A 23,773-nucleotide genomic window follows, 5' to 3' on the forward strand; every position below is an offset into this window, starting at 1 on the left:
GTGGAAAACTGGTCTAGACAACCCTGATCACCTGAAGGGCAGCAACACATGGCTGAGCGCCGCGTCAACGTCGGCTGGGCCGAGGGCCTCCACGCCCGCCCCGCCTCCATCTTCGTCCGGGCCGCCACGGCCTCAGGCATCCCCGTGACGATCGCCAAGGCCGACGGGACGCCCGTCAACGCGGCCTCCATGCTGGCCGTGCTCGGCCTCGGCGCCGAGGGCGGCGAAGAGGTCGTCCTGGCCTCCGACGCCGACGGCGCGGACGCCGCGCTGGACCGGCTGGCCAAGCTGGTCGCCGAGGGGCTCGGGGAGCTTCCCGAGACCGTCTGACCGGCAGGACCGGTCCAGCGCCGAAGCCGTGCCGCCCGGACCGGGCGGCACGGCTTCGGTGTGCCCGGCGGACTCCCGGAACACCGGAACGGAACACGGCGGGGTACACCGCAAGCCCCGGCTCGGGAGCCGGGGCTTCGGAAGTGTCGCGTGGCACGCCGGGCGGTGCGCCGGCGCGGCGGGTCAGACGTCGACGCCGTGCTTGCGGAGGTAGGCCACGGGGTCGACGTCGGAGCCGTAGTCCGGGGACGTACGGGCCTCGAAGTGCAGGTGCGGTCCGGTGACGTTGCCGGTCGCGCCGGACAGGCCGATCCGCTGGCCCGGGATGACCTGCTGGCCCACCGAGACCCCGATGGACGACAGGTGCCCGTACTGGGTGTACATGCCGTCGGCCATCCTGATCACGACCTGGTTGCCGTACGCCCCGCCCCAGCCGGTCTCGACGACGGTGCCGATGCCGACCGCGTGGACGGTGGTGCCGCTCGCGGCGTGGAAGTCGATGCCGGTGTGGGTGCCGGAGGACCACAGGGAGCCACCGGTGCGGTAGCCGGTCGATACGTAGGAGTCGAGGATCGGCGTCACGAAGGCGTTGAGACGCTTGCGCTCTGCCTCGCGGGCGGCGCGCGCCTTGGCCTCGCGCTCCTTCGCGGCCCGCTCCGCGGCCTTCTTGCGCGCGGCCTCCTCGGCCTGCTTGCGCGCGGCGGCCCTGTGCTGGGCGACGGCCTGGGCGTCGATCTTCTCGGCGACGCTGTCACCGATCGTGACGACCGGGGTGAGGCCGGTGTCCTCGGGAGCGGGGTCCTCCGCGGCGAGGGCCGGGGCGGCGAGGGTGCCGATGACGCCGGTGGTGGCCAGGGCCGCGACGCCCGCCGCGCGGGCGGTGGTGCGGTGCATCCGGCTCGGCCGGCGGTGCTTCCCGGCAGCGCGGGTGAACGCCATGGGGACGTGGGTCCTTTCCTTCCCTGTCGCCTACCGGGTTAGCTGACGGGTTCGGAGCAGGAAGGTCTCCTACGGCCCCCTCGCGGCGTGCGCGGGTGTCCGATTCACCCCAGGGACGGTGGGTCCCCGGCTCCCCTGGCTCACGCCGTACGGGGACTCGGCGATGGCTGTCCGGTGCCGCGGACGCGGCGCACTGCCCGACGAACAGCCGGACCGACGCTAAACGGGGCCGCTTTCAATTCCCAAACGGATCAGATGTTTTGTAGCGCATACCACAGGGCAGACAGGCAACCTCCCCCTCAATTCGGACATCGTGGGGCCCTGGTGACGCTTCGGTCACCAGGGCCCCACGCGCGCGTGTGCCGTTCGTCGCGCGTGCGACGGCGGCGGCAACGAGGTGGTGCCTCTACTCGGCCGCGACGACGATGACCCGGCCGGCACCCAGGGCCTCGACCGGCTCCTTGATCTGCGCCGCGTCACCGACGAGGACCGTCACCAGCCGGTCCACCGGGAACGCGTTGACGACCGCCGCGGTCGCCTCCACCGTGCCGGTCGCGGCGAGCTGCTGATAGAGCGTCGCCTGGTAGTCGTCGGGCAGGTGCTGCTCGACCTGGTCGGCGAGCGTGCCGGCCACGGCGGCGGCCGTCTCGTACTTCAGCGGTGCCACGCCGACGAGGTTCTGCACGGCGACGTCCCGCTCGGCGTCGGTGAGGCCCTCGGCGGCGAGCTTGCGCAGCACCGTGAACAGGTCGTCCAGGGCCGGGCCGGTGTTCGGGGTGTCGACCGAGCCGCTGATGGCGAGCATCGCGGCGCCCGACCCGTCGGGGGCCGAGCGCAGCACCTGGCCGAACGCCCGCACCCCGTAGGTGTAGCCCTTCTCCTCGCGCAGGACGCGGTCCAGGCGGGAGGTGAGCGTGCCGCCGAGGCAGTAGGTGCCGAGCACCTGGGCGGCCCACACGCGGTCGTGCCGGTCGGGGCCGATCCGGCCGATGAGCAGTTGCGTCTGCACGGCGCCGGGCCGGTCCACGATGACCACGCGGCCGGTGTCGTCCGCGGTCACCGGCGGCACTGGCCGCGGCTTGGCGGGCGAGCCGGTCCAGGCGCCCAGGGTCCGGCCCAGCAGCTCGTCGAGGTCGACGCCGGTGAGGTCGCCGACGACCACGGCGGTGGCCGTGGCCGGGCGCACGTGCCGGGCGTAGAAGGAGCGGACGGCCGCGGAGTCGATGGTGCCGACCGTCTCCTCGGTGCCCTGGCGCGGACGCGACATGCGCGAGCCGGCCGGGAAGAGCTCCTTGGACAGCTCCTTGGCGGCGCGGCGGGCCGGGTTGGCCAGCTCGTGCGGGATCTCGTCGAGCCGGTTGCGCACCAGCCGCTCGACCTCGGAGTCGGCGAACGCGGGCGCCCTGAGGGCGTCGGACAGCAGGCCGAGCCCCTTGGCCAGACGGGAGGCCGGGACCTCCAGGCTCAGCCGTACGCCGGGATGGTCGGCGTGCGAGTCGAGGGTGGCGCCCGCGCGCTCCAGCTCGGCGGCGAACTCCTCGGCGGAGTGCTTGTCGGTGCCCTCGGAGAAGGCCCGCGCCATGATCGTGGCGACGCCGTCCAGGCCGGCCGGCTCCGCCTCCAGGGGCGCGTCCAGCAGCACCTCCACGGCGACGACCTGCTGGCCGGGGCGGTGACAGCGCAGCACCGTCAGGCCGTTGTCCAGCGTCCCGCGCTCGGGCGCGGGGAACGCCCACGGCTTGGCCGCGCCGGCCCGGGGCTGGGGGTGGAACTCCATCGTGGCGAGCTCGGTCACTTCGCCGCCTCCTCGGTCTCGTCGGTGGCCGCGGCGTCCGCGCCCCGGTCGTCGTCCTGCACGTCGGCGGCGGTCGGCTCGTAGACGAGCACCGCGCGGTTGTCGGGGCGCAGGCGGGACTTGGCGGCCTCCTGGACCTCCTCGGGCGTCACCTCCAGGACGCGCTTGACGGCGGTCAGGGCGAGCTGCGGGTCGCCGAACAGGACGGCGTAGCGGCACAGTTCGTCGGCGCGGCCGGCGACGGTGCCGAGACGGTCCAGCCACTCGCGCTCCAGTTGGGCCTGGGCGCGCTCCATCTCCTCGGCCGTCGGGCCCTGTTCGGCGAACCGGGCGAGCTCCTCGTCGATGGCCGACTCGATGACGGGGACCTCGACGTCGCCGGAGGTCTTCACGTCCAGCCAGCCCAGGGAGGGCGCGCCGGCCAGCCGCAGCAGTCCGAAGCCGGCCGCGACGGCCGTACGGTCGCGGCGCACCAGCCGGTTGTAGAGCCGGGAGGACTCGCCGCCGCCGAGGATGGTGAGCGCCAGATCGGCCGCGTCGCACGCGCGCGTGCCGTCGTGCGGGAGCCGGTAGGCGGCCATCAGGGCGCGGGCCGGGACCTCCTCCTCGACGACCTCGCGCAACTGCTCGCCGATGACCTCGGGCAGGGAGCCGTCACGGGGCTCGGGCTTGCCGTCGTGGGACGAGATCGAGCCGAAGTACTTCTCGATCCAGGCGAGCGTCTGCTGCGGGTCGATGTCACCGACGACCGACAGGACGGCGTTGTTGGGCGCGTAGTACGTGCGGAAGAACGCGCGCGCGTCCTCCAGGGTGGCCGCGTCCAGGTCCGCCATCGACCCGATCGGCGTGTGGTGGTACGGGTGGCCCTCCGGGTAGGCGAGGGCGGTCAGCCGCTCGAAGGCGGTGCCATAGGGGACGTTGTCGTAGCGCTGGCGGCGCTCGTTCTTGACGACGTCCCGCTGGTTCTCCATGGACTCGTCGTCCAGCGCCGCGAGCAGGGAGCCCATGCGGTCGGCCTCCAGCCAGAGGGCGAGCTCCAGCTGGTGGGCGGGCATGGTCTCGAAGTAGTTGGTGCGCTCGAAGCTGGTGGTGCCGTTGAGCGAGCCGCCCGCGCCCTGCACCAGCTCGAAGTGGCCGTTGCCCTTGACCTGGGCGGAGCCCTGGAACATCAGGTGCTCGAAAAGGTGAGCCAGGCCGGTACGCCCCTTGACCTCGTGGCGCGAGCCGACGTCGTACCAGAGGCACACCGCCGCGACCGGGGTCAGGTGGTCCTCGGAGAGCACCACGCGCAGGCCGTTGGCCAGGCGGTGCTCGGTCGCTGTCAGGCCGCCGGAGTCTGCCTCGGCTGCGGCCGTGTGACCCATGGGCATGTACGTCCCTTCGATCGCGGTGGCGGTCTGCGAACCGCCCTTTTCCTGCCGGTCCTGCCACTGTATGCAAGCGTGCGGATCCCTGGCGAAGTTCCCACGACCCGTACGCCGAGAGCGAGACGGAAAGCCACGCGCCACGGCGGCAGGGCGGCGGGGAGGCAGGGCGGGACGCGAACGGGGCGCGAACGGGACGCGACGGGGCTTCGCACGCGCCACAGAAGCACCACCGCCCTCAGAGGCCACGGGACGGACAAGGGCGCGGCAGCCGACGGCGGGAGGGCCCCGGAGGCGCGACGGGGTCGCGGAACGGCCCTGTGGGACGGGGCGTGGTCCGCGTTGTCGGTCGCGCGGTCCACAATGGTCCGCGTCAGATCCCGTCACGCTTCAGCAAGGAGCCGGCAGCGATGGCCCGCCGCAGCACGAAGACCCCGCCGCCCGACGATTCGTACGAGGAGAGGATCCTCGACATCGACGTCGTCGACGAGATGCAGGGCTCCTTCCTCGAGTACGCGTACTCGGTCATCTACTCTCGCGCCCTGCCGGACGCCCGGGACGGACTCAAGCCGGTGCACCGCCGCATCGTCTACCAGATGAACGAGATGGGGCTTCGCCCCGACCGCGGCTACGTGAAGTGCGCGCGCGTCGTCGGCGAGGTCATGGGCAAGCTGCACCCGCACGGCGACGCGTCGATCTACGACGCCCTGGTGCGCCTGGCCCAGCCCTTCTCGATGCGTGTCCCGCTCGTCGACGGCCACGGCAACTTCGGCTCGCTGGGCAACGACGACCCGCCGGCCGCCATGCGGTACACCGAGTGCCGGATGGCCGAGGCCACGAGTCTGATGACGGAGTCCATCGACGAGGACACCGTCGACTTCGCCCCCAACTACGACGGCCAGGAGCAGGAGCCGGTGGCCCTGCCGGCCGCCTTCCCGAACCTGCTGGTGAACGGCTCCTCGGGCATCGCCGTCGGCATGGCCACGAACATGCCCCCGCACAACCTCAACGAGGTCATCGCGGCCGCCCGCCACCTGATCCGCCACCCCAACGCGGACCTGGACGCCCTGATGCGGCACGTCCCGGGTCCGGACCTGCCCACCGGCGGCCGGATCGTCGGCCTGTCCGGGATCAGGGACGCCTACGAGACCGGCCGCGGCACCTTCAAGATCCGCGCGACGGTCTCGGTGGAGACCGTGACCGCGCGCCGCAAGGGGCTGATCGTCACCGAGCTGCCCTTCTCCGTGGGCCCGGAGAAGGTGATCGCCAAGATCAAGGACCTGGTCGGTTCGAAGAAGGTCCAGGGGATCGCCGACGTCAAGGACCTCACCGACCGCGAGCACGGACTGCGCCTGGTCATCGAGATCAAGAACGGCTTCGTGCCGGAGGCCGTCCTGGAGCAGCTCTACAAGCTGACGCCGATGGAGGAGTCCTTCGGCATCAACAACGTCGCCCTGGTCGACGGCCAGCCCCTCACGCTCGGCCTGAAGGAGCTGCTGGAGGTCTACCTCGACCACCGCTTCGACGTCGTACGGCGCCGCAGCGAGTACCGCCGGACCAAGCGGCGCGACCGGCTGCACCTGGTCGAGGGCCTGCTCACCGCGCTGGTGGACATCGACGAGGTCATCCGTCTGATCCGCTCCAGTGACAACTCCGCGCAGGCCAAGGAGCGCCTGATGCGGCGCTTCTCGCTGAGCGAGGTGCAGACGCAGTACATCCTCGACACCCCGCTGCGCCGTCTGACCAAGTTCGACCGCATCGAGCTGGAGGCGGAGAAGGCCAGGCTCGTCGCGGAGATCGAGGAGCTGACCCGGATTCTGGAGTCCGACGCGGAGCTGCGCAAGCTGGTCTCGGCCGAGCTGGCCGCGGTCGCCAAGAAGTTCGGCACTCCGCGGCGCACGATGCTGCTGGAGGCGAGCGACACCCCGGCCGCCGTGGTGCCGTTGCAGGTGGCGGACGACCCGTGCCGCGTCCTGCTGTCCTCGACCGGCCTGATGGCCCGCACGGCGAACGGCGACCCGTTCGCGCGGGGCGGGGGTGGCAAGCGGCAGAAGCACGACGTGATCGTCTCGGCGGTCCCGGCGACCGCCCGGGGCGAGGTGGGCGTGGTGACGTCGGGGGGCCGCCTGCTCCGCGTGAACGTCGTCGACCTGCCGCAGTTGCCGGAGACGACGTCGGCGCCGAACCTCGCCGGTGGCGCGCCGCTGGCGGAGTTCGTCTCCCTGGAGGACGACGAGACCGCGGTCTGCCTGACCACGCTGGACGAGTCGTCGCCGGGCCTGGCGCTCGGCACCGAACAGGGCGTCGTCAAGCGGGTCGTCCCCGACTACCCATCCAACAAGGAGGAGTTGGAGGTCATCACGCTCAAGGAGGGTGACCGGATCGTCGGCGCCGCCGAGCTGCGCACCGGCGAGGAGGACCTGGTCTTCATCACGGACGACGGCCAGCTCCTGCGCTACCAGGCCTCCCAGGTCCGCCCGCAGGGCCGCGCGGCCGGCGGCATGGCCGGCATCAAGCTCGCGGAGGGCGCCAAGGTCATCTCGTTCACGGCCGTCGATCCGGCCGCGGACGCGATCGTCTTCACCGTGGCCGGCTCGCGCGGCACGCTGGACGACTCCGTGCAGACGACGGGCAAGGTCACGCCGTTCGACCAGTACCCGCGCAAGGGCCGCGCCACCGGCGGCGTGCGCTGCCAGCGGTTCCTGAAGGGCGAGGACTGCCTGGCCTTCGCCTGGGCGGGTCCCACCCCGGTCCTGGCCGCCCAGAAGAACGGCAGCCCGGCCGAACTCCCGGAGGTCGACCCGCGCCGTGACGGCTCGGGCGTGTCGCTGCCGAAGACGGTGGCGGTGGTCGCCGGGCCCGTCTAGGCCGGCAGTTCCGCAGGGTCCGGGTCCGCCGGATCCGGGTCCGGGAGGTCCGGGTCCTCGGGGTCGTGTCCCTCGGGGTCCCGTACGTAGCGCAGGACGCCCCACATGCCGTGCTCGTCGGCGTGCGGGGCGTCCTGCTTGCACGCCTCCAGTTCCTTGCCGAGGGCGCCAGCGTCGATGCCGGAACCGATGAGCACGAGCTGGGTGAGGCGGGGCTCGCCGTCCGGCCAGGGCTCGGGGTAGAAGCGCAGGAAGCGCCCGACGGCGTGCACGGCGTAGCGGTTGCGCGCGTCGTACGGGCCGAAGCCGACGTATCCCTTGATCCGGTAGAGCCCGTCGGGGCGGCTGTCCAGGAACCGCATCAGCCGGCGGGGATCGAGCGGCACGTCGGAGACGAAGGAGAGGCTGTCGTAGCCGGCGTGCAGATGCCCGGCGTGGTGGTCGTGGGCGTCGTCCGCGTCGGGCACGTGCAGGTCGTCGAAGGAGAGCTGTCCCACCCGCTCCTCGCTCGGCCGGCAGTCGAAGAGGAACTCGGGGTCCACCCTGCCGTACGAGGCCGGGACGACGGCGGCCCCGTCGACCAGGGACCGTACGAGTCCGAGCACCTCCTCGCCGTCGGCGGTCCGGTCGGTCTTGTTGACCACGACGAGGTCGGCGAGCGCCAGATGCCGGTCGATCTCGGGATGCCTCGCGCGGGTGTCGCCGAACTCGGCGGCGTCGACGACCTCGACGAGCCCGCCGTAGACGACCCTGGGGTTCTCGCTCGCCAGCACCATGCGGACGAGTTCCTGGGGTTCGGCCAGTCCGCTGGCCTCGATGACGACGACGTCGACACCGGCGGCCGGACTCGTCAACCGGTCGAGGTACACGTCGAGTTCGCTGGCGTCGACCGCGCAGCACAGGCACCCGTTGCCGAGGGAGACGGTGGAGTCCCCGAGGGCTCCCGCGACCGCCATGGCGTCGATCTCGACGGCCCCGAAGTCGTTGACGATCGCGCCGATGCGGCTGCCGCCGCCGCGGTGCAGCAGATGGTTGAGGAGCGTGGTCTTCCCCGAGCCGAGAAATCCGGCGAGCACCACGACCGGGATCTGCGCCGCGCTGCGACTCGGACTCGGGTAACGGCTCGGCTGACTCACCGTGCGACCTCTCTCATGCCGACGCGTGCACCGGCTCACGGCCCGGTGCGCGTACGAGGATGGAATGCCGACCAAGGATACGAGCCGTACGCATCACGGCTGCCGGAACCGCCGCCCCGGCGACATCCGGAGGAGAACACTCCGACGGCTGGAACTCGATCCGGCTCGAGTCAGGTTAGGCTCACCTGCGTGAGTACGTGCTCGACCGCCTCCAGGCAGCTCGACGAGCCGATGGCCGCCACCGCGGCCACGGCGACGACATGGCTGCTGCTGGAACAGCCCGGCCCCTGGGGTGCCAAGGCACTCACTTCGAGCCACCTGGACCCCGCACTCGGGCGTGCGCTGGAGCGCGCGGCGCGGGGCACCGGCGTCCGGATCGCGCTCATCCGCCGACCCGGGCGGCACGCCGACCGCCACTCCCAGTCCGTACGGCATGTGTACGCGGCACACACGGTCCCGGGAAACGTATGGCTGCGCGCCGCTATGACCGCCGACCCGGAACACCTGCTGGACCTCGACTTCGCCGCCCTGGGCAAGGGTGACCACCACACCTTCGACGCCGCACTCCAGGGCGGGCCCCACACAGGCGATCCGCTCGCGCTGGTGTGCACCAACGGCAAGCGGGACCAGTGCTGCGCCCTGCTCGGCCGCCCCCTCGCGGCCGAACTCTCCGCCTCCGGGGTCCAGGACGTCTGGGAGATCACCCACCTGGGCGGCCACCGCTTCTCGCCGACCCTGCTCGTGCTGCCGTTCGGATACGCCTACGGCCGGGCCGAGGCCCACGCCGTCAAGGAGGTCCTGCACAGCGTGGGCGAGGGCCGGGTGGTCCTCGACGGCTGCCGGGGCCGCACGGCCTGGGAACGGCCGGGACAGGCCGCGGAACTGGCGGTACGGGAGACGGCGGGCGAGTACCGGGCGGACGCGTTGAGCGTCGTGCGCACCGACGACGTGGCCACCGACGGCCCGGCGCCGTGCTGGGAGGTCACCGTCGCCCATACCGACGGACGCCGCTGGCACGTGACCGTGGCCCAGGGGGCCGCCCTGCCGCCGCGCCCGGAGAGCTGCGGCGCCTCGCTGCTGGGCGGGCCGACGCGCATGGATGTGGTCGCCGTCCGCGAACTGGCGACCGCGCGGCTCGACGGCTGACGGCTGACGGCTGACGGCTGACGGCTGACGGCTGACCGTCCGGGCCGACCACTGCGGCGCACGGCGAGAGATCCGCACCACACCCCGGGAGCACCCCGCACACTCCGACGTACTGTCATGGTCATGAGCGTCTCTCCTCCCGCACGCCGCCGGCGGCTGGGCCTGCCGCGACGCGTCTTCTCACAGGTGTTGTTGATGCAGCTGGCGATCGCCGCCGGAGTCGCCGTGCTCGCGACCGGCCTGTTCCTCGCGCCGCTGGGCCACCAGCTGGACGAGCAGGCGATGCGCCGGGCCCTCGCCATCGCCGAGACCACCGCCGAGAACCGGCAGATCGCACGGGACCTCCAGCGCACCGCACCGAGCGTCGACGGTCCCGTGCAGCAGGAGGCGGAGCGGATCCGGAAGGCGACCGGCGCCGAGTACGTCGTGGTGATGGACATGCGGGGCACGCGCTGGTCGCACACGGATCCGGAGCAGGTCGGCCTGCACGTGTCGACGGATCCCAAGACGGCCCTGGCTGGCCGGAAGGTCATGGAGATCGACACCGGCACGCTGGGACGCTCGGCACGCGGCAAGGTCCCCCTGTACGACGCGGACCACCGCATCGTGGGCGCGGTGTCGGTCGGCATCGCCTACGACAGCGTGCGGGCCAAGCTGATCGACGCCATACCGGGTCTGTTCGCCTACGCCGGCGGCGCCCTGGCCGCGGGCGCGCTGGCCGCGTGGCTTATCTCCCGGCGGGTCCAGCGGCAGACGAGGGACCTGGCCTTCTCGGACATCGCGGCGCTGCTCGCCGAGCGCGAGGCCATGCTGCACGGCATCCGGGAGGGGGTCGTGGCCCTGGACCGCGGCGGGCGGATCCGGCTGCTCAACGACGAGGCACAGCGGCTGCTCGGCCTCGGCGACGAGGCGGTCGGCCGGCCGCTCGACGAGGCGGTCGGGGAGGGCCGTACGACCGACGTCCTGGCCGGGCGGGTGACGGGTACCGACCTGCTCACCGTGCGCGGGCAGCGCGTCCTGGTGGCCAACCGGATGCCGACCGACGACGGCGGTGCCGTCGCCACACTGCGCGACCGCACGGAACTTGAGGAGCTGGGCCGGGAGCTGGACTCGACACGCGGCCTGATCGACGCCCTGCGCGCCCAGGACCACGAGCACGCCAACCGCATGCACACGCTGCTCGGGCTGCTGGAGCTGGAGATGTACGACGACGCCGTGGAGTTCGTCGGAGAGGTGGTCGGCGACCACCGGGCCACCGCCGAGCAGGTCACCGAGAAGATCCAGGACCCGCTGATCGCCGCCCTGCTGGTCGGCAAGGCGACCGTCGCGGCCGAGCGCGGGGTCGCGCTGTGGCTGTCGGACCGCACGCACCTGCCGGACCGTGTCGTCGACCCCAGGGGGCTGGTGACGATCGTCGGCAACCTGGTCGACAACGCGCTCGACGCCGTCGCGGCGACCCCACACGCGCGCGTGGAGGTCGAACTGCGCGCGGAGGCACGTACCGCCGTGCTCCGGGTGCGCGACACCGGGCCCGGGGTCCCGGCGGGCCGGCGTGACCTGATCTTCACGGAGGGGTGGTCCACCAAGCAGCCGCCGGCCCACGGCAGGCGCGGTATCGGTCTGTCCCTGGTGCGCAGGCTCGCCGAACGGCAGGGCGGAACCGTCGCGGTGGGCGAGGCGCACGGCGGCGGCGCGGAGTTCACGGTCGTACTGCCCGAGGCACTCGCCGCGGCGGAGCCGGCGCCGGCACCCGCCCTCAGCCCCGTCCTCGGCCCCGCCGGGACCGGAGCGGACGAGGAGGAGCGGTGATCGAGGTCCTGATCGTGGACGACGACCTCCGGGTCGCGCGGGTCAACGCCGCCTATGTGGAGAAGGTGCCGGGCTTCCGCGTCGCCGGTGAGGCGCACAGCGCGGCCGAGGCGCTGCACCGGCTCGAGACGCTGCCGCGGCTCGACCTGGTCCTCATGGACCACTACCTGCCCGACGGCACGGGCCTGTCGGTCGTACGGGAGATGCGCAGTCGCGGCCTCCGGACCGACGTGATCATGGTGACGGCGGCCCGGGACGTGTCGACCGTGCAGGCGGCGATGCGGCACGGTGCGCTGCAGTACCTGATCAAGCCGTTCACCTTCGCCGGGCTGCGGTCCAGACTGGAGGCGTACGCGGCGCTGCGCCGTGTCCTGGACGGTGGCGGCGAGGCCGAACAGGCCGAGGTCGACCGGCTCTTCGGGGCGCTGTCGGCGGCGCCGGAGCCCGGGCTGCCCAAGGGGCACTCCCCCGCCACCACCGAACTCGTCCGCCGGACCCTGATGCGGGCCGACGGGCCCCTGTCGGCCCAGGAGGTCGCCGAGCGGACCGGGGTGAGCCGGCAGACCGCCCAGCGCTGTCTGAAGTTCCTGGAGCGCACCGGACGGGCCCGGCTGACGCTGAAGTACGGCGGCGCGGGCCGCCCGGAACACCGTTACGTGTGGGCGGCCCGCGCCTGAGGCCACGGCTCGGGGGGAGGGGAAGAGGCCGTGCCCCCCTGGCATACGGATGTCAGCCCGCGGCCTTCTCAACGAACTCGGTGGTGAACGTCTTGCTCAGGTCCACGTCGGCGTTCTGGATGTTGGGGTTGAACGCCTTGAGCACCTTCTCCACGGTCTCCGGGCCGTTCTGAGGCATGACGCCGTCGGTGGTGAACATCGGCAGCGTGCTCTTGATCGCCTCAGCGTAGAGCGCCTTGTTGCCCTGGGAGTAGTCGGCGGGCATCTTGGCGGCGATCTCGTCGGCGCTGTGGGTGGACATCCACTTGAGCGTCTTGACGAACGCGTTGGCCAGCTTCTGGACGGTCTCCTTGTGGCCGTTGACCCAGTCCGTCTGCATGTACAGGCTGGACGACGGGTACGGGCCGCCGAGCGCCTCCTGCGAACCCTCGGGCGTCCGCATGTCGACGAGGACCTTGCCCGCCTTCTTGTCCAGGATCGTCGCGACGGTCGGATCGGTCGTCATGCCGCCGTCGATGGAGCCCTTCTCGAGCGCGGCGATGAACGTCGGTCCCGCGCCGACGGCGACCGGGCTGAACTCGCTGACCTTCACACCGTTCTTGACCGCCAGGTACTTGGTGAGGAAGTCGGTGGAGGAGCCGAGGCCGGTGACACCGAGCTTCTTGCCCTTGAAGTCCTTCGGCGACTTGATCTTGTCCGCCGCCTTGTTGGAGACGACCTCCACCTCGCCGGGCGCGTGCGAGAACTGCACCACGGACTCGACGTACTTGCCCTTGGTCTGGAGGTCCAGGGTGTGGTCGTAGAAGCCGACGGCGCCCTGGACCTGGCCGGAGACGAGCGCGGTCTCGGCCTGGACACCGGCGGGCTCGCTCAGCAGCTCGACGTCCAGGCCCTCGTCGGCGAAGTAGCCGAGGCGTTGGGTGAGCATCGCGGGCATGTAGATGACCTTGTCCAGGCCACCCACCATGATCTTGACGTGCTCGCCCTTGCCGCTGCCGGTGGACGTCGAGCTCGCCGCGTCGTTGGCGCAGGCGGTGAGGGAGGACAGGGCGAGCAGGCCGGCGGCGGCCGACGCGGCGAATCTGGCGGTCTTGCGCATGAGGGTCACGTCCTTGTGAGAAAAGCGGTACGGGGAGCGGGGGACCTGGGGGAAAGCCGGTGCGGCGGCGGGCCGTCAGTGCCCGGAGTCGGCCGGCTTCCAGCGGAAGATGCGGCGCTCGGCGAAGGTGAGCAGGCCCTCGGCGACGAGCGCGACCGCGGCGAGGATGACCATCGCGGCGTACACACCGGCCGCGTTGAACGTGCCCTGGGACGCCGCGACGAGCAGGCCGATGCCCTTGGTGGCGCCGATGTACTCGCCGACGATGGCGCCGATGAGCGCGAAGCCGAAGCTGACGTGCAGGCTGGTGAAGATCCACGAGGTCGCGGACGGGATGACCACCTGGAAGGTGACCCTGCGGTCGCTCGCGCCGAGGATCCGCGCGTTGGCCACCAGGTTGCGGTCGACCTCCCGGGCGCCCTGGAAGGCGTTGAAGAACACCGGGAAGAACACGAGGACCACGGCCGAGGCGATCTTGGAGACCGGTCCGAGCCCGAACCAGATCACGAAGATCGGGGCGAGCACGATCCTGGGGAGGGAGTTGAGCACCTTGATGTAGGGGCCGAGGACGTCGGCGAGGAAGGGGATGCGGCCGAGCGCGATACCGAGGATCACACCGGCCACCACGCCGAACACCCAGCCGATCAGGGCCTCGTAGAGCGTGTACCAGATCTGCTCGCCCAGCGAGCCCTGCGCGGTGCCGTGCGTGATCCAGGTCCAGATCTGGTCCCAGATCTTCGAGGGCATCGAGAAGTTGAACGGATCGATGACCGCGGCCCGGGAGAGCGCCTCCCACAGGCCGAGCACGGCCACCAGCACCAGAACGCGGGCGCAGGTGACGACCACCTTGCGCCTGCGGGCGGCGCGGGCCCGGGAGTGGGCGCGGTCGGTCGTCTTGGCCGTGTCGACGACCGGGGTGCTGAGAACCTCAGGCGACATGGGCGGCACCTCTTTCACGGGTGATGCGGACCTCTTCGCCGAGCGACTCCCAGATCTCGCGGTAGATGTCGATGAACTCCGTCTGCAGGCGCACCTGCTCGACCTTGCGCGGCCGCGGCAGGCCGATGTCGAAGACCTGCTTCACGGTCGCGGGGCCGGCGGTCATGACGACGACCTTGTCGGCCAGGGCGATGGCCTCCTCCAGGTCGTGGGTGACGAAGACGACCGAGGCGCCCGTGCCCTCCCACAGTTCCAGGAGCTCGTCCGACATCAGCGCCCGGGTCTGCACGTCGAGCGCCGAGAAGGGCTCGTCCATCAGCAGGATCTCGGGGTCGTTGACGAAGGTGGCGGCGAGGGCGACACGCTTGCGCTGGCCACCGGAGAGCTGGTGCGGGTAGCGGTCCTCGAAGGCGGCGAGTCCGACCCTGGCCAGCCAGGCGCGGGCCTTCTCCTTCGCCTCGGCCTTCGGCACGCCGCGGAATCGCGGCCCGGCCATCACGTTGGACAGCACCGAGCGCCAGGGGAAGGTGGCGTCCTGCTGGAAGACGAAGCCGACCTTGCCGCCGACGCCCTGCACCGGCCGGCCGGCCACCAGCACGTCACCCTCGGTGGGCTCCTCCAGCCCGCTGACCAGGGTCAGGGTGGTCGACTTTCCGCAGCCGGTGGGGCCGACCACGGCCACGAACTCGCCGCGCCGCACAGTGAGGTCGAGGTCCCTCACGGCTGTGTGCAGGCCCCCTGACGGGGTCCTGAACGTCTTACTGGCGCCCCGCAGTTCGATGGCGGGGCTGGTGTCTGTGCTCATGGCCGGGACGGTAGATGTGGCCACGGCCACGGCAGCAGTCTTCTGTGCGCAACCCGTTGTTTTGCTCGCAAGCACCTGTTGTGCTCGTTTTGCGCGCGCTACAACAGCGGAGCCGAAACACGGGCGCAACAATGCCCGCATGGCCTTGAGGGAGAGAGGCCCGATGATCGACGTCCTGGTGGTCGACGACGACTACCGTGTCGCTGAGATAAACGCCAAGTACGTGGGAAAGGTTCCCGGCTTCCGGGTCACCGCCCGCGCGCACAGTGCCGCACAGGCCCTGACCACCGTGCAGCGCGGAAGCATCGACCTGGTCCTGCTCGACCACTACCTGCCCGACCGCACGGGTCTGGAGCTCGTCCACCGCATGCGGGAACAGGGCATCGGCACCGACGTCATCATGATCACGGCAGCCGGGGACGTGGCGACCGTCCAGCAGGCGATGCGGCTGGGCGCGCTCCACTACCTGGTCAAACCGTTCACCTTCGTCGCGCTGCGTACCCGCCTGGAGTCCTACGCCGCCCTGCGCCGCACCGTCGACCGCGTCGGCGGACACGGTGTCACCGGGCAGGAGCAGGTGGACCGGATCTTCGGCGCCCTGCGCGCCGCGCCCGCGCCCCCGTCCCCGGGGCTGCCCAGCGGCCACTCGGAGCCGACGACGGACCTCATCTGCGGTGTGCTGCACCGCGCCGACCAGCCCCTGTCCGCCCACGAGGTGGCCGCCCGCACCGGCCTGAGCCGCTCCACCGCCCAGCGCTACCTGCGCCACCTGGAACAGGCCGGACGCCTGCGCCTGTCCCTGAAGTACGGCGACACGGGGCGACCGGAGCACCGCTACGCCTGGGTGGCTCCCTAGGCGTGCTGACCCGGGACGCACGGCAGTACGCCGCCGCGCGGTGCTACACGGCCCCCGCGCCCGTCAGCGACCGCACCTCCGTCTCGGCGTGTTTGGCCTCGTCCGGCACCTCGGTGGAGGTGACGGTGCCCAGCCAGCCGGCGAGGAATCCCAGCGGGACGGAGACGATGCCGGGGTTCTCCAGCGGGAAGAGCTGGAAGTCGACACCCGGGAAGAGCGCGTCGGGGCTGCCGGAGACCACCGGGGAGAGCACGACGAGCCCGAGCGCGGGAACCAACCCGCCGTACACGGCCCACATCGCGCCGCGGGTCGTGAAGCCGCGCCAGAACAGGGAGTAGAGCAGCACCGGCAGGTTCGCCGAGGCGGCGACGGCGAACGCGAGGCCCACCAGGAAGGCCACGTTGAGGTTGCGGGCGAGCAGGCCGAGGGCGATCGCGACCACGCCGATGCCGACCGCGGCGACGCGCGCCACGGCCACCTCGCCGCGCTGCCGGGCACCGCGGCGCCGCAGCGACGCGTACAGGTCGTGGGCCACCGACGCCGAGGAGGCGAGCGTGATCCCGGCGACCACCGCGAGGATCGTGGCGAAGGCGACCGCGGCCACCACCGCGAACAGGACCGTCCCCGCCGTGGAGTCGGCGCCGCCGCCGAGGTCGAGGGCCAGCAGCGGGACCGCCGTGTTCCCGGCCGCGTTGGACCCGCGCAGGGCGTCCGGTCCGACGATCGCGGCCGCACCGAAGCCGAGGACGATCGCCATCAGGTAGAAGCCGCCGATCAGCCCGATGGACCAGATCACCGAGCGCCGGGCGGCCCGCGCGGTCGGCACGGTGTAGAAGCGGGACAGGATGTGCGGCAGCCCCGCCGTGCCGAGCACCAGCGCCAGTCCGAGACTGATGAAGTCCAGGCGCGCGGTCAGGCCCCCGCCGTACTTCAGTCCGGGCACCAGGAAGGCGTCCCCGTGGCCGCTGCGCTCGGCCGCGGTGAGCAGCAGCCGGTCGAGGTCGCCGTGGAACCTGACCAGGACGAGCACGGTCAGCACGACGGTGCCGCCCAGCATCAGGACCGCCTTGACGATCTGGATCCAGGTGGTGGCCCGCATCCCTCCCAACGACACGTAGATCACCATCAGCGCGCCGACACCGATGACGGTCCAGGCCTGCACCCCTGCGCCGGTCCGGCCCAGGAGCAGCGCCACCAGGCTGCCCGCGCCCACCATCTGCGCCACCAGATACAGAACGGACACGGTGACCGAGGAGGTTCCCGCCGCGATCCGCGCCGGCCGCTCGCTCATCCGCGCCGCGACCACGTCGGCGAGCGTGAACCGCCCGCAGTTGCGGACCAGTTCGGCGACGAGGAAGAGCACGACCAGCCAGGCCACCAGGAAGCCCACCACGTACAGCACCCCGTCGTAGCCGAACAGGGCGATCAGTCCGGGCACTCCGAGGAAGGAGGCGGCCGAGGCGTAGTCGCCCGCGACGGCAAAACCGTTCTCCATGGGCGTGAACAGCCGCCCGCCCGCGTAGAACTCCTCCGCCGATCCGTGCCGGTTGCGGCTCACCCAGGTGGTGATCCCCAGGGTGACCGCGACGATCACGCTGAACAGCACCAGTGCCAGCGTCTGGTGGTTGCCCGTCACGAGGCACCTCCGCGCGCGCCGCGCGTCAGCTCCTGGGTGTCCCAGCGCAGTTCGAGCGCCGCGCGGTCCCTGCGCAGCCGTGCGTGCCGGGCGTAGGCCCAGGCGAGGAGGAAGGTGCTGAGGAACTGCCCGAGGCCCGCCAGCATCCCCACGTTCACCGCGCCGGCCACCGGTCGCGCCATGAACCCCGGCGCGGTCGTGGCGGTCACGACATAGCTCACGTACCAGACGAGGAAGAGGGCGACCGCCGGCATCACGAACCTCCGGTAGCGGCTGCGCACCTCCTGGAACGCCGCGCTGCGCTGCACCTCCAGGTACGCGTCGGCCGCCGCACCGGCCTCCGGCCCGCTCTGCCCCTCCCGGCGAGCCGCCGGTACCGGTGCGGTGGGAGCTCCCGTGCCGTTGCCGTCACCCCAGCCGGAGGCCAGCGCGTCGTACCAGGGGTCGCGGTACCTGATGTCCTCGGGCTCCGGGTCCTGGCCTTCATCGGTCCCGGGCACGTTCCCGGGACCGTCACCGCCAGCACGGAAGCGGTCGTTGCTTGACTGCATGCCCAAGGATGGACAGAACCGGAAGTTCCCTGACTTCTCTTCCCCCCGCTCTTCACCCCATCAGGTGACTCCCCCCGTCGATGGCCGGGCCGGCACCGACAAGTCGGCGCGGACCTCCCCGGAAGGGAAGGACCGCGCCGGAAGGGACCGGTGCCCTAGGCGTCGATGCGCGAGCGGTCCAGGGTCGCGGCGGAGCTGGCGATGAACTCCTTGCGGGGTGCCACGTCGTTGCCCATCAGGAGGTCGAAGACCTGCTCGGCGGCCTCCAGGTCGGAGAGGTTGATCCGGCGCAGGGTGCGGTGGCGCGGATCCATGGTGGTCTCGGCGAGCTGGTCGGCGTCCATCTCACCGAGGCCCTTGTAGCGCTGGATCGAGTCCTTGTACCGCACGCCCTTGCTCTGGAACTCGAGCAGCTGGTCGCGCAGTTCACGGTCCGAGTAGGTGTACACGTACTTGTCCTGGCCCCTCTTCGGCTGGATCAGCTCGATGCGGTGCAGCGGCGGCACCGCGGCGAACACCCGGCCCGCCTCCACCATGGGGCGCATGTAGCGGTGGAACAGCGTCAGCAGCAGGGTCCGGATGTGGGAGCCGTCCACGTCGGCGTCGGTCATCATGATGATCTTGCCGTAGCGGGCCGTGTCCAGGTCGAAGGTACGGCCCGAGCCGGCCCCTATCACCTGGATGATCGCGCCGCACTCGGCGTTCTTCAGCATGTCCGTGACGGACGACTTCTGCACGTTGAGGATCTTGCCGCGGATCGGCAGCAGCGCCTGGAACTCGGAGTTCCGCGCCAGCTTCGCCGTACCGAGCGCGGAGTCGCCCTCGACGATGAACAGCTCGCTGCGGTCGACGTCGTCACTGCGGCAGTCGGCGAGCTTGGCCGGCAGCGAGGAGGACTCCAGGGCCGTCTTCCGGCGCTGCGCGTCCTTGTGCTGGCGGGCGGCGATGCGCGTGCGGGCCGCGGCGACCGCCTTCTCCAGCACCACGCGCGCCTGTTGTGCGGCGTCGCGCTTGGTGGAGGTCAGGAACGCCTTGAGCTCCTTGGTGATGACATTGTTCACGATGCGGCGGGCCGCCGAGGTGCCGAGGACCTCCTTGGTCTGCCCCTCGAACTGGGGCTCGGCCAGACGGACCGTGACGACCGCGGTGAGGCCCTCCAGGGCGTCGTCCTTGACGATGTCGTCCTCGGCGACGCGCAGCATCTTCTTGGCCCGCAGCACCTCGTTCATCGTCTTGGCGACGGCCTGCTCGAAGCCGGCCACGTGCGTGCCGCCCTTGGGCGTGGCGATGATGTTGACGAAGGACCGCAGCGTGGTGTCGTAGCCGGTCCCCCAGCGCATGGCGACGTCGACGCCGAGCTCGCGGGTGACCTCGGTGGGCGTCATCTGGCCGTGGTCGTCGAGGACCGGGACCGTCTCCTTGAAGGTCCCGTGCCCGGTGAAGCGGAGGACGTCGCAGACCGCCCTGTCGCTCGCCAGGTACTCGCAGAACTCGCTGATGCCGCCGTCGTAGCGGAAGGACTCCTCACCCTTGCTGCCGCCGTCGCCGAGGCCGTACTCGTCACGGACGACGATGGTCAGCCCCGGCACCAGGAACGCCGTCTGGCGGGCGCGCTGGTGCAGGTTCTCCAGGGAGAGCTTGGCGTCCTTGAGGAAGATCTGGCGGTCGGCCCAGTAGCGCACGCGGGTGCCGCTGCGGGTCTTGGGGATCTTCTTGGCCTTGCGCAGCCCGCTCCCGGCCTCGAACTTGGCGTCGGGTCCGCCCGCCGTGAACGCGCCGGGCACGCCGCGCCGGAAGCTGACGGCGTGGGTGTGGCCGCCGCGGTCCACCTCCACGTCCAGCCGGGCGGACAGGGCGTTGACGACTGAGGCGCCGACGCCGTGCAGACCGCCGGAGGCGGCGTACGAGCCGCCGCCGAACTTGCCGCCCGCGTGCAGCTTGGTCATCACGACCTCGACACCGGACAGGCCGGTCTTGGGCTCGACGTCGACCGGGATGCCGCGGCCGTTGTCCCGCACCTCCACCGAGCCGTCGTCGTGCAGCACGACCTCGATGTGGTCGCAGTAGCCGCCGAGGGCCTCGTCGACGGAGTTGTCGATGATCTCCCACAGGCAGTGCATCAGACCGCGACTGTCGGTCGAGCCGATGTACATGCCCGGGCGCTTGCGCACGGCTTCGAGTCCCTCGAGGACGAGCAGGTGCCGAGCGGTGTAGTTGGAACCGTCGCGGTCTGCTCCTGCCAGCAGCGCTGTGGACGGCACGGACGTCTCGGCGGTCACGCGGTTCGCTCCTCGCTGAATTTCAGTTGGGGCCCTGTTGGGTAAGGGCACGGCTCGGGTAGCCGCTCAGAGAGTACCGAGGCCTGGTAGAGCCCTTGTAACGCAACCCTCGGCAGAAACACAGACTAATAGAGAGTCGCATACACGTTCGATCCTTCAGCCGAGTGAAGCACATATCACGTTCCCTTCGAGGCATGAACCATTTAGGCTCCGGGCACGTCCTCATGAACAACCGGCAACCCGGCCGGGGGGACCGACCATGACCGACAGCGCGAACCCGTACGACACATAGACACGCAATACGGCACATTCGCCGCCAAACCGGCAGCAGCCGACCGCCCCGAAGAAGAATCTTCGAGGAAAAGCCACGATCGGGAACGTTTGGGGCTGGTTGGATGTTGACCCTGGTACGACAGCTCGTCGAGCTAGAGAAGAGGCGACGTGACTACTGTTCTGACCCCCGCGAGCCCACTGACGGCCGCTGATCGCTGCGACCGCTGCGGCGCCCAGGCATACCTGCGCGTCGTCCTGCTGAGCGGCGGAGAACTGCTCTTCTGCGCCCACCACGGTCGCAAGTTCGAGCCAGAACTCAAGAAGATCGCCGCTGAGATACAGGACGAGACCGAGCGCCTGACCTCCGTTCCGGCGAACGCCTCCGAGGAAGAGCGCTGACCCTCCCGCCCGACGAGCCTCCGGCGCAGGCCGGCGAACGGGCGGTCGCTTCTGGCACCCAGGAGCGACCGCCCGTCCTCGTGACCCGCGACGCCGGTCAGGACTCGCCGGACGGCACGTGGGGTGCCTTCGTGTCGGCCCGGCCCAGCGCCCGGACCACCTCGGACACGCGCGTGTAGACGCCGGGGCTCCCGGCGCGCCCGCAGCCGCTGCCCCACGACACAAGCCCGATGAGCCGATCCTGCGCGACCAGCGGCCCCCCGCTGTCCCCCTGGCACGCGTCCCGGCCCCCGGCGGTCTCCCCCGCGCACAGCATGCTCTGGGGCAGGTATTTGCCCTCGCTGCCGCCCGGATAGGCCTTCTTGCACTCGGCGTCGGGCAGGACGTGGAGCGTCGCGGCATACAGGCTGTGGGCATAGGCGGCGGCACCCGTGGTGTCCCCCCATCCGTAGACCGTGGCGCTCGTGCCCGGCGAGTACGCCGGGTCGCCCGCGCCCGCCATGGGGATGACGGCGTTCTGCGGCAAGGGCTCGGCAAGAGTGAGCACGGCGAAGTCACCGGCATTGGTGGTGGAATCGTAGTGCGGATTGACCCAGGTGCCACGCACGGAGACCTCCTTGCCCTGAGCGGAGAGCAGATCCGTACGTCCCGTGATCACCTTCAGATCCGGCGTCGGTGGCGCGCCCACGGCCTCTCTGGACAGACAGTGGGCCGCGGTGAGCACCCTGGTGCGGCCGATGGCCACGCCCCCGCAGAAATGCCCCGCACGGGTGCCTCCGAACCGGTCACGGCTGGAGAGCGCCACGGTCCACGGGCTCTGCGAGACATCGACGGGGAAACCACCGATGACAACGCTGTCGGCGGCGACCGGCGCCGACGCGGCCAGCGGTATCCCGCCTCCGGCGGCCGCCACGACCAGCGGCCCGATCAGGGCACGGGCAATACGGCGTCGCATGGATGCTCCTCACTCTCGGGTGATCACGGAACACCCAGAGTCATGCACGGTGGCGCGACGCGCAGCACGAGGGCCCGGTCCCCTCGGGGGGACCGGGCCCTCGGTGTCATACGCCAGGACTAGTCGAGGTAGTCGCGCAGCACCTGCGAACGCGACGGGTGGCGCAGCTTCGACATGGTCTTGGACTCGATCTGACGGATCCGCTCACGCGTGACGCCGTAGACCTTGCCGATCTCGTCGAGGGTCTTCGGCTGACCGTCGGTGAGACCGAAACGCATGGAGACGACGCCCGCCTCACGCTCGGACAGGGTGTCGAGGACCGAGTGCAGCTGCTCCTGGAGGAGCGTGAAGCTGACCGCGTCGGCCGGGACGACCGCCTCGGAGTCCTCGATGAGGTCACCGAACTCGCTGTCGCCGTCCTCGCCCAGCGGGGTGTGCAGCGAGATGGGCTCGCGGCCGTACTTCTGGACCTCGATGACCTTCTCCGGGGTCATGTCGAGCTCCTTGGCCAGCTCCTCCGGGGTGGGCTCGCGGCCCAGGTCCTGGAGCATCTGGCGCTGCACGCGCGCGAGCTTGTTGATGACCTCGACCATGTGCACCGGGATACGGATGGTGCGGGCCTGGTCGGCCATGGCGCGGGTGATCGCCTGACGGATCCACCAGGTGGCGTACGTGGAGAACTTGTAGCCCTTGGTGTAGTCGAACTTCTCCACCGCGCGGATCAGACCGAGGTTGCCCTCCTGGATGAGGTCCAGGAAGAGCATGCCGCGGCCGGTGTAGCGCTTGGCCAGGGAGACCACCAGGCGGAGGTTGGCCTCCAGGAGGTGGTTCTTGGCGCGGCGGCCGTCCTCGGCGATGATCTCCAGCTCGCGCTTGAGTTTGGGGGCGAGCTTGTCGGAGTTCGCCAGCTTGTCCTCGGCGAAGAGACCCGCCTCGATGCGCTTGGCCAGCTCCACCTCCTGCTCGGCGTTGAGCAGGGGGACCTTGCCGATCTGCTTGAGGTAGTCCTTCACCGGGTCGGCGGTGGCGCCGGCCGCGGCGACCTGCTGGGCGGGCGCGTCGTCCTCGTCCTCGTCGGAGAGCACGAAGCCGGCGCTCTCGGCGCCCTCGGGCTCCTCCGCGCCCTTGGCCTCCTCGAGCACCTCGTCCTCGAGAAGCTCGGCGTCGTCCTTCTTGGCGGCGGTGGTCTTCTTGACAGCCGTCTTCTTGGCGGCCGTCGTCTTCTTGGCCACCGTCTTCTTGGCGGCGGTCGTCTTCTTGGCAGCGGCCTTCTTCGCGGGGGCCTCTTCATCGACGGACGCGTTGGCGGCGGGCGCCGCCGGAGCGGCGGCGGCGGTGGCCTTCCTGGTGGTCACCGTCTTCGCCGCGACCGTCTTGGTGGCGGTGCGCTTGGCCGGACTCTTCGCTGCGACGCTCTTTCGGGTGCGCTTGTTGGGCTCCGCGGCACTGACCATCAGCGTCACACCCTCTTCCTCGAGGATCTGGTTGAGGCTGCGCAGTACGTTCTTCCACTGAGTGGCCGGAATCTGGTCAGCTTCGAAGGCCCGACGCACATCGTCGCCGGCGATCTGCCCCTCAGCCTTTCCCCGCTCAATGAGCGCCATGACAGAGACGGACTCGGCGATCTCCGGCGGGAGCGTACGGGATGTGCTGGCCGACACGAACAACCTCTCGGAACGTTGGAAAACGGCTTCCGGCCCCGTCCATCGTGGACAGGAGCCGACCACCGGCCTGGGGATTGGGCCGACGGCGCGGGCGGGGGCCGGGAAGTTCCACAGCGCCGTGTACGGCGTCCGTATTCCCTCCGCGGCTGTCACCTCTTAGGTCATCGCGTTGTACCCAGGAGTGTTACGCCCAATCCGCGTGGCCCCAGTCACACCCCGTAAGTGCGTAAAAACGGCCAGACGTGGGCAGATGG

At 70.9% G+C, this 23,773-nt stretch carries 19 protein-coding genes and 1 riboswitch; of the genes, 7 read left to right on the plus strand and 12 right to left on the minus strand.

The window, feature by feature from the left end; genetic code table 11:
* Positions 1-48 precede the first annotated feature (48 nt).
* Positions 49-330, plus strand: a complete 282-nt coding sequence (locus tag ACFY3J_RS16925; protein WP_361415292.1) for an HPr family phosphocarrier protein — start codon at positions 49-51, stop codon at positions 328-330.
* A gap of 183 nt (positions 331-513) precedes the next feature.
* Here ACFY3J_RS16925 and ACFY3J_RS16930 read toward each other — a convergent pair whose 3' ends face one another.
* The 3 genes from ACFY3J_RS16930 to ACFY3J_RS16940 all read right to left on the minus strand — a co-directional run bounded on the left by ACFY3J_RS16930 (position 514) and on the right by ACFY3J_RS16940 (position 4,434).
* On the minus strand, positions 514-1,269 hold the full coding sequence (locus tag ACFY3J_RS16930) for a M23 family metallopeptidase (RefSeq protein ID WP_384184260.1): 756 nt from the start codon (positions 1,267-1,269) through the stop codon (positions 514-516).
* A gap of 12 nt (positions 1,270-1,281) precedes the next feature.
* A riboswitch (cyclic di-AMP (ydaO/yuaA leader) is annotated at positions 1,282-1,442 on the minus strand.
* Between the two features lie 233 nt (positions 1,443-1,675).
* Positions 1,676-3,064 (minus strand): M16 family metallopeptidase, encoded by a 1,389-nt coding sequence (locus ACFY3J_RS16935; RefSeq protein ID WP_384184263.1) that lies wholly within the window; start codon positions 3,062-3,064, stop codon positions 1,676-1,678.
* A complete protein-coding gene (locus ACFY3J_RS16940) occupies positions 3,061-4,434 on the minus strand; it encodes a M16 family metallopeptidase (protein WP_384184266.1) in 1,374 nt (457 codons plus the stop codon). The genes ACFY3J_RS16935 and ACFY3J_RS16940 overlap by 4 nt, the downstream gene beginning before the upstream one ends.
* A gap of 404 nt (positions 4,435-4,838) precedes the next feature.
* On the opposite strand from ACFY3J_RS16940, the gene ACFY3J_RS16945 reads away from it, so the two are divergent.
* Positions 4,839-7,295 carry a DNA topoisomerase (ATP-hydrolyzing) subunit A gene (locus ACFY3J_RS16945; protein ID WP_384184268.1) on the plus strand — a complete coding sequence of 819 codons (2,457 nt, stop codon included), beginning with the start codon at positions 4,839-4,841 and terminating at the stop codon, positions 7,293-7,295.
* Here the strand turns inward: ACFY3J_RS16945 and ACFY3J_RS16950 are convergent.
* Positions 7,292-8,431: a CobW family GTP-binding protein gene (locus ACFY3J_RS16950; RefSeq protein ID WP_390841117.1), complete on the minus strand. Its 1,140-nt coding sequence runs from the start codon at positions 8,429-8,431 to the stop codon at positions 7,292-7,294. The two genes, ACFY3J_RS16945 and ACFY3J_RS16950, sit on opposite strands and share 4 nt — an antisense overlap.
* A 189-nt stretch (positions 8,432-8,620) precedes the next feature.
* On the opposite strand from ACFY3J_RS16950, the gene ACFY3J_RS16955 reads away from it, so the two are divergent.
* The 3 genes from ACFY3J_RS16955 (at position 8,621) to ACFY3J_RS16965 (ending at position 12,063) form a co-directional block, all read left to right on the plus strand.
* Positions 8,621-9,577 (plus strand): sucrase ferredoxin, encoded by a 957-nt coding sequence (locus ACFY3J_RS16955; protein WP_390841118.1) that lies wholly within the window; start codon positions 8,621-8,623, stop codon positions 9,575-9,577.
* A 123-nt stretch (positions 9,578-9,700) separates the two neighbouring features.
* The gene (locus tag ACFY3J_RS16960) at positions 9,701-11,386 is read left to right on the plus strand and encodes an ATP-binding protein (protein WP_390841119.1); all 1,686 of its coding nucleotides are present in this window, start codon (positions 9,701-9,703) and stop codon (positions 11,384-11,386) included.
* Entirely contained in the window at positions 11,383-12,063 is a 681-nt protein-coding gene (locus tag ACFY3J_RS16965) for a response regulator (protein WP_384184278.1), read from the plus strand. The genes ACFY3J_RS16960 and ACFY3J_RS16965 overlap by 4 nt, the downstream gene beginning before the upstream one ends.
* Positions 12,064-12,115: 52 nt before the next feature.
* On the opposite strand, the gene ACFY3J_RS16970 is transcribed toward ACFY3J_RS16965, so the two are convergent.
* The 3 genes from ACFY3J_RS16970 to ACFY3J_RS16980 form a co-directional block, all read right to left on the minus strand.
* Positions 12,116-13,162 carry an ABC transporter substrate-binding protein gene (locus ACFY3J_RS16970; protein WP_384184281.1) on the minus strand — a complete coding sequence of 349 codons (1,047 nt, stop codon included), beginning with the start codon at positions 13,160-13,162 and terminating at the stop codon, positions 12,116-12,118.
* A gap of 75 nt (positions 13,163-13,237) precedes the next feature.
* Positions 13,238-14,101 (minus strand): ABC transporter permease, encoded by an 864-nt coding sequence (locus ACFY3J_RS16975; RefSeq protein WP_384184284.1) that lies wholly within the window; start codon positions 14,099-14,101, stop codon positions 13,238-13,240.
* A complete protein-coding gene (locus ACFY3J_RS16980; protein ID WP_141357608.1) occupies positions 14,091-14,906 on the minus strand; it encodes an ABC transporter ATP-binding protein in 816 nt (271 codons plus the stop codon). Before ACFY3J_RS16980 ends, ACFY3J_RS16975 begins: the two co-directional genes overlap by 11 nt.
* A gap of 163 nt (positions 14,907-15,069) precedes the next feature.
* On the opposite strand from ACFY3J_RS16980, the gene ACFY3J_RS16985 reads away from it, so the two are divergent.
* Positions 15,070-15,762 (plus strand): response regulator, encoded by a 693-nt coding sequence (locus tag ACFY3J_RS16985; protein WP_384184288.1) that lies wholly within the window; start codon positions 15,070-15,072, stop codon positions 15,760-15,762.
* Between the two features lie 43 nt (positions 15,763-15,805).
* On the opposite strand, the gene ACFY3J_RS16990 is transcribed toward ACFY3J_RS16985, so the two are convergent.
* The 3 genes from ACFY3J_RS16990 to ACFY3J_RS17000 all read right to left on the minus strand — a co-directional run bounded on the left by ACFY3J_RS16990 (position 15,806) and on the right by ACFY3J_RS17000 (position 20,228).
* Positions 15,806-17,398 (minus strand): cation acetate symporter, encoded by a 1,593-nt coding sequence (locus tag ACFY3J_RS16990; protein ID WP_384184291.1) that lies wholly within the window; start codon positions 17,396-17,398, stop codon positions 15,806-15,808.
* Positions 17,395-17,949, minus strand: a complete 555-nt coding sequence (locus ACFY3J_RS16995; protein WP_384184294.1) for a DUF485 domain-containing protein — start codon at positions 17,947-17,949, stop codon at positions 17,395-17,397. The genes ACFY3J_RS16990 and ACFY3J_RS16995 overlap by 4 nt, the downstream gene beginning before the upstream one ends.
* 155 nt (positions 17,950-18,104) lie before the next feature.
* A complete protein-coding gene (locus ACFY3J_RS17000) occupies positions 18,105-20,228 on the minus strand; it encodes a type IIA DNA topoisomerase subunit B (RefSeq protein ID WP_384184297.1) in 2,124 nt (707 codons plus the stop codon).
* A gap of 441 nt (positions 20,229-20,669) precedes the next feature.
* On the opposite strand from ACFY3J_RS17000, the gene ACFY3J_RS17005 reads away from it, so the two are divergent.
* Positions 20,670-20,900 (plus strand): hypothetical protein, encoded by a 231-nt coding sequence (locus ACFY3J_RS17005; protein ID WP_141357618.1) that lies wholly within the window; start codon positions 20,670-20,672, stop codon positions 20,898-20,900.
* A gap of 97 nt (positions 20,901-20,997) precedes the next feature.
* Here the strand turns inward: ACFY3J_RS17005 and ACFY3J_RS17010 are convergent, their stop codons facing one another.
* Together ACFY3J_RS17010 and ACFY3J_RS17015 are read right to left on the minus strand one after the other, a co-directional pair.
* Positions 20,998-21,855 (minus strand): serine protease, encoded by an 858-nt coding sequence (locus ACFY3J_RS17010; RefSeq protein ID WP_384184300.1) that lies wholly within the window; start codon positions 21,853-21,855, stop codon positions 20,998-21,000.
* A 119-nt stretch (positions 21,856-21,974) separates the two neighbouring features.
* Positions 21,975-23,516, minus strand: a complete 1,542-nt coding sequence (locus tag ACFY3J_RS17015; protein ID WP_384184303.1) for an RNA polymerase sigma factor — start codon at positions 23,514-23,516, stop codon at positions 21,975-21,977.
* Between the last annotated feature and the right edge of the window lie 257 nt (positions 23,517-23,773).

This window comes from Streptomyces sp. NPDC001231, assembly GCF_042896885.1.
Taxonomy (GTDB): domain Bacteria; phylum Actinomycetota; class Actinomycetes; order Streptomycetales; family Streptomycetaceae; genus Streptomyces.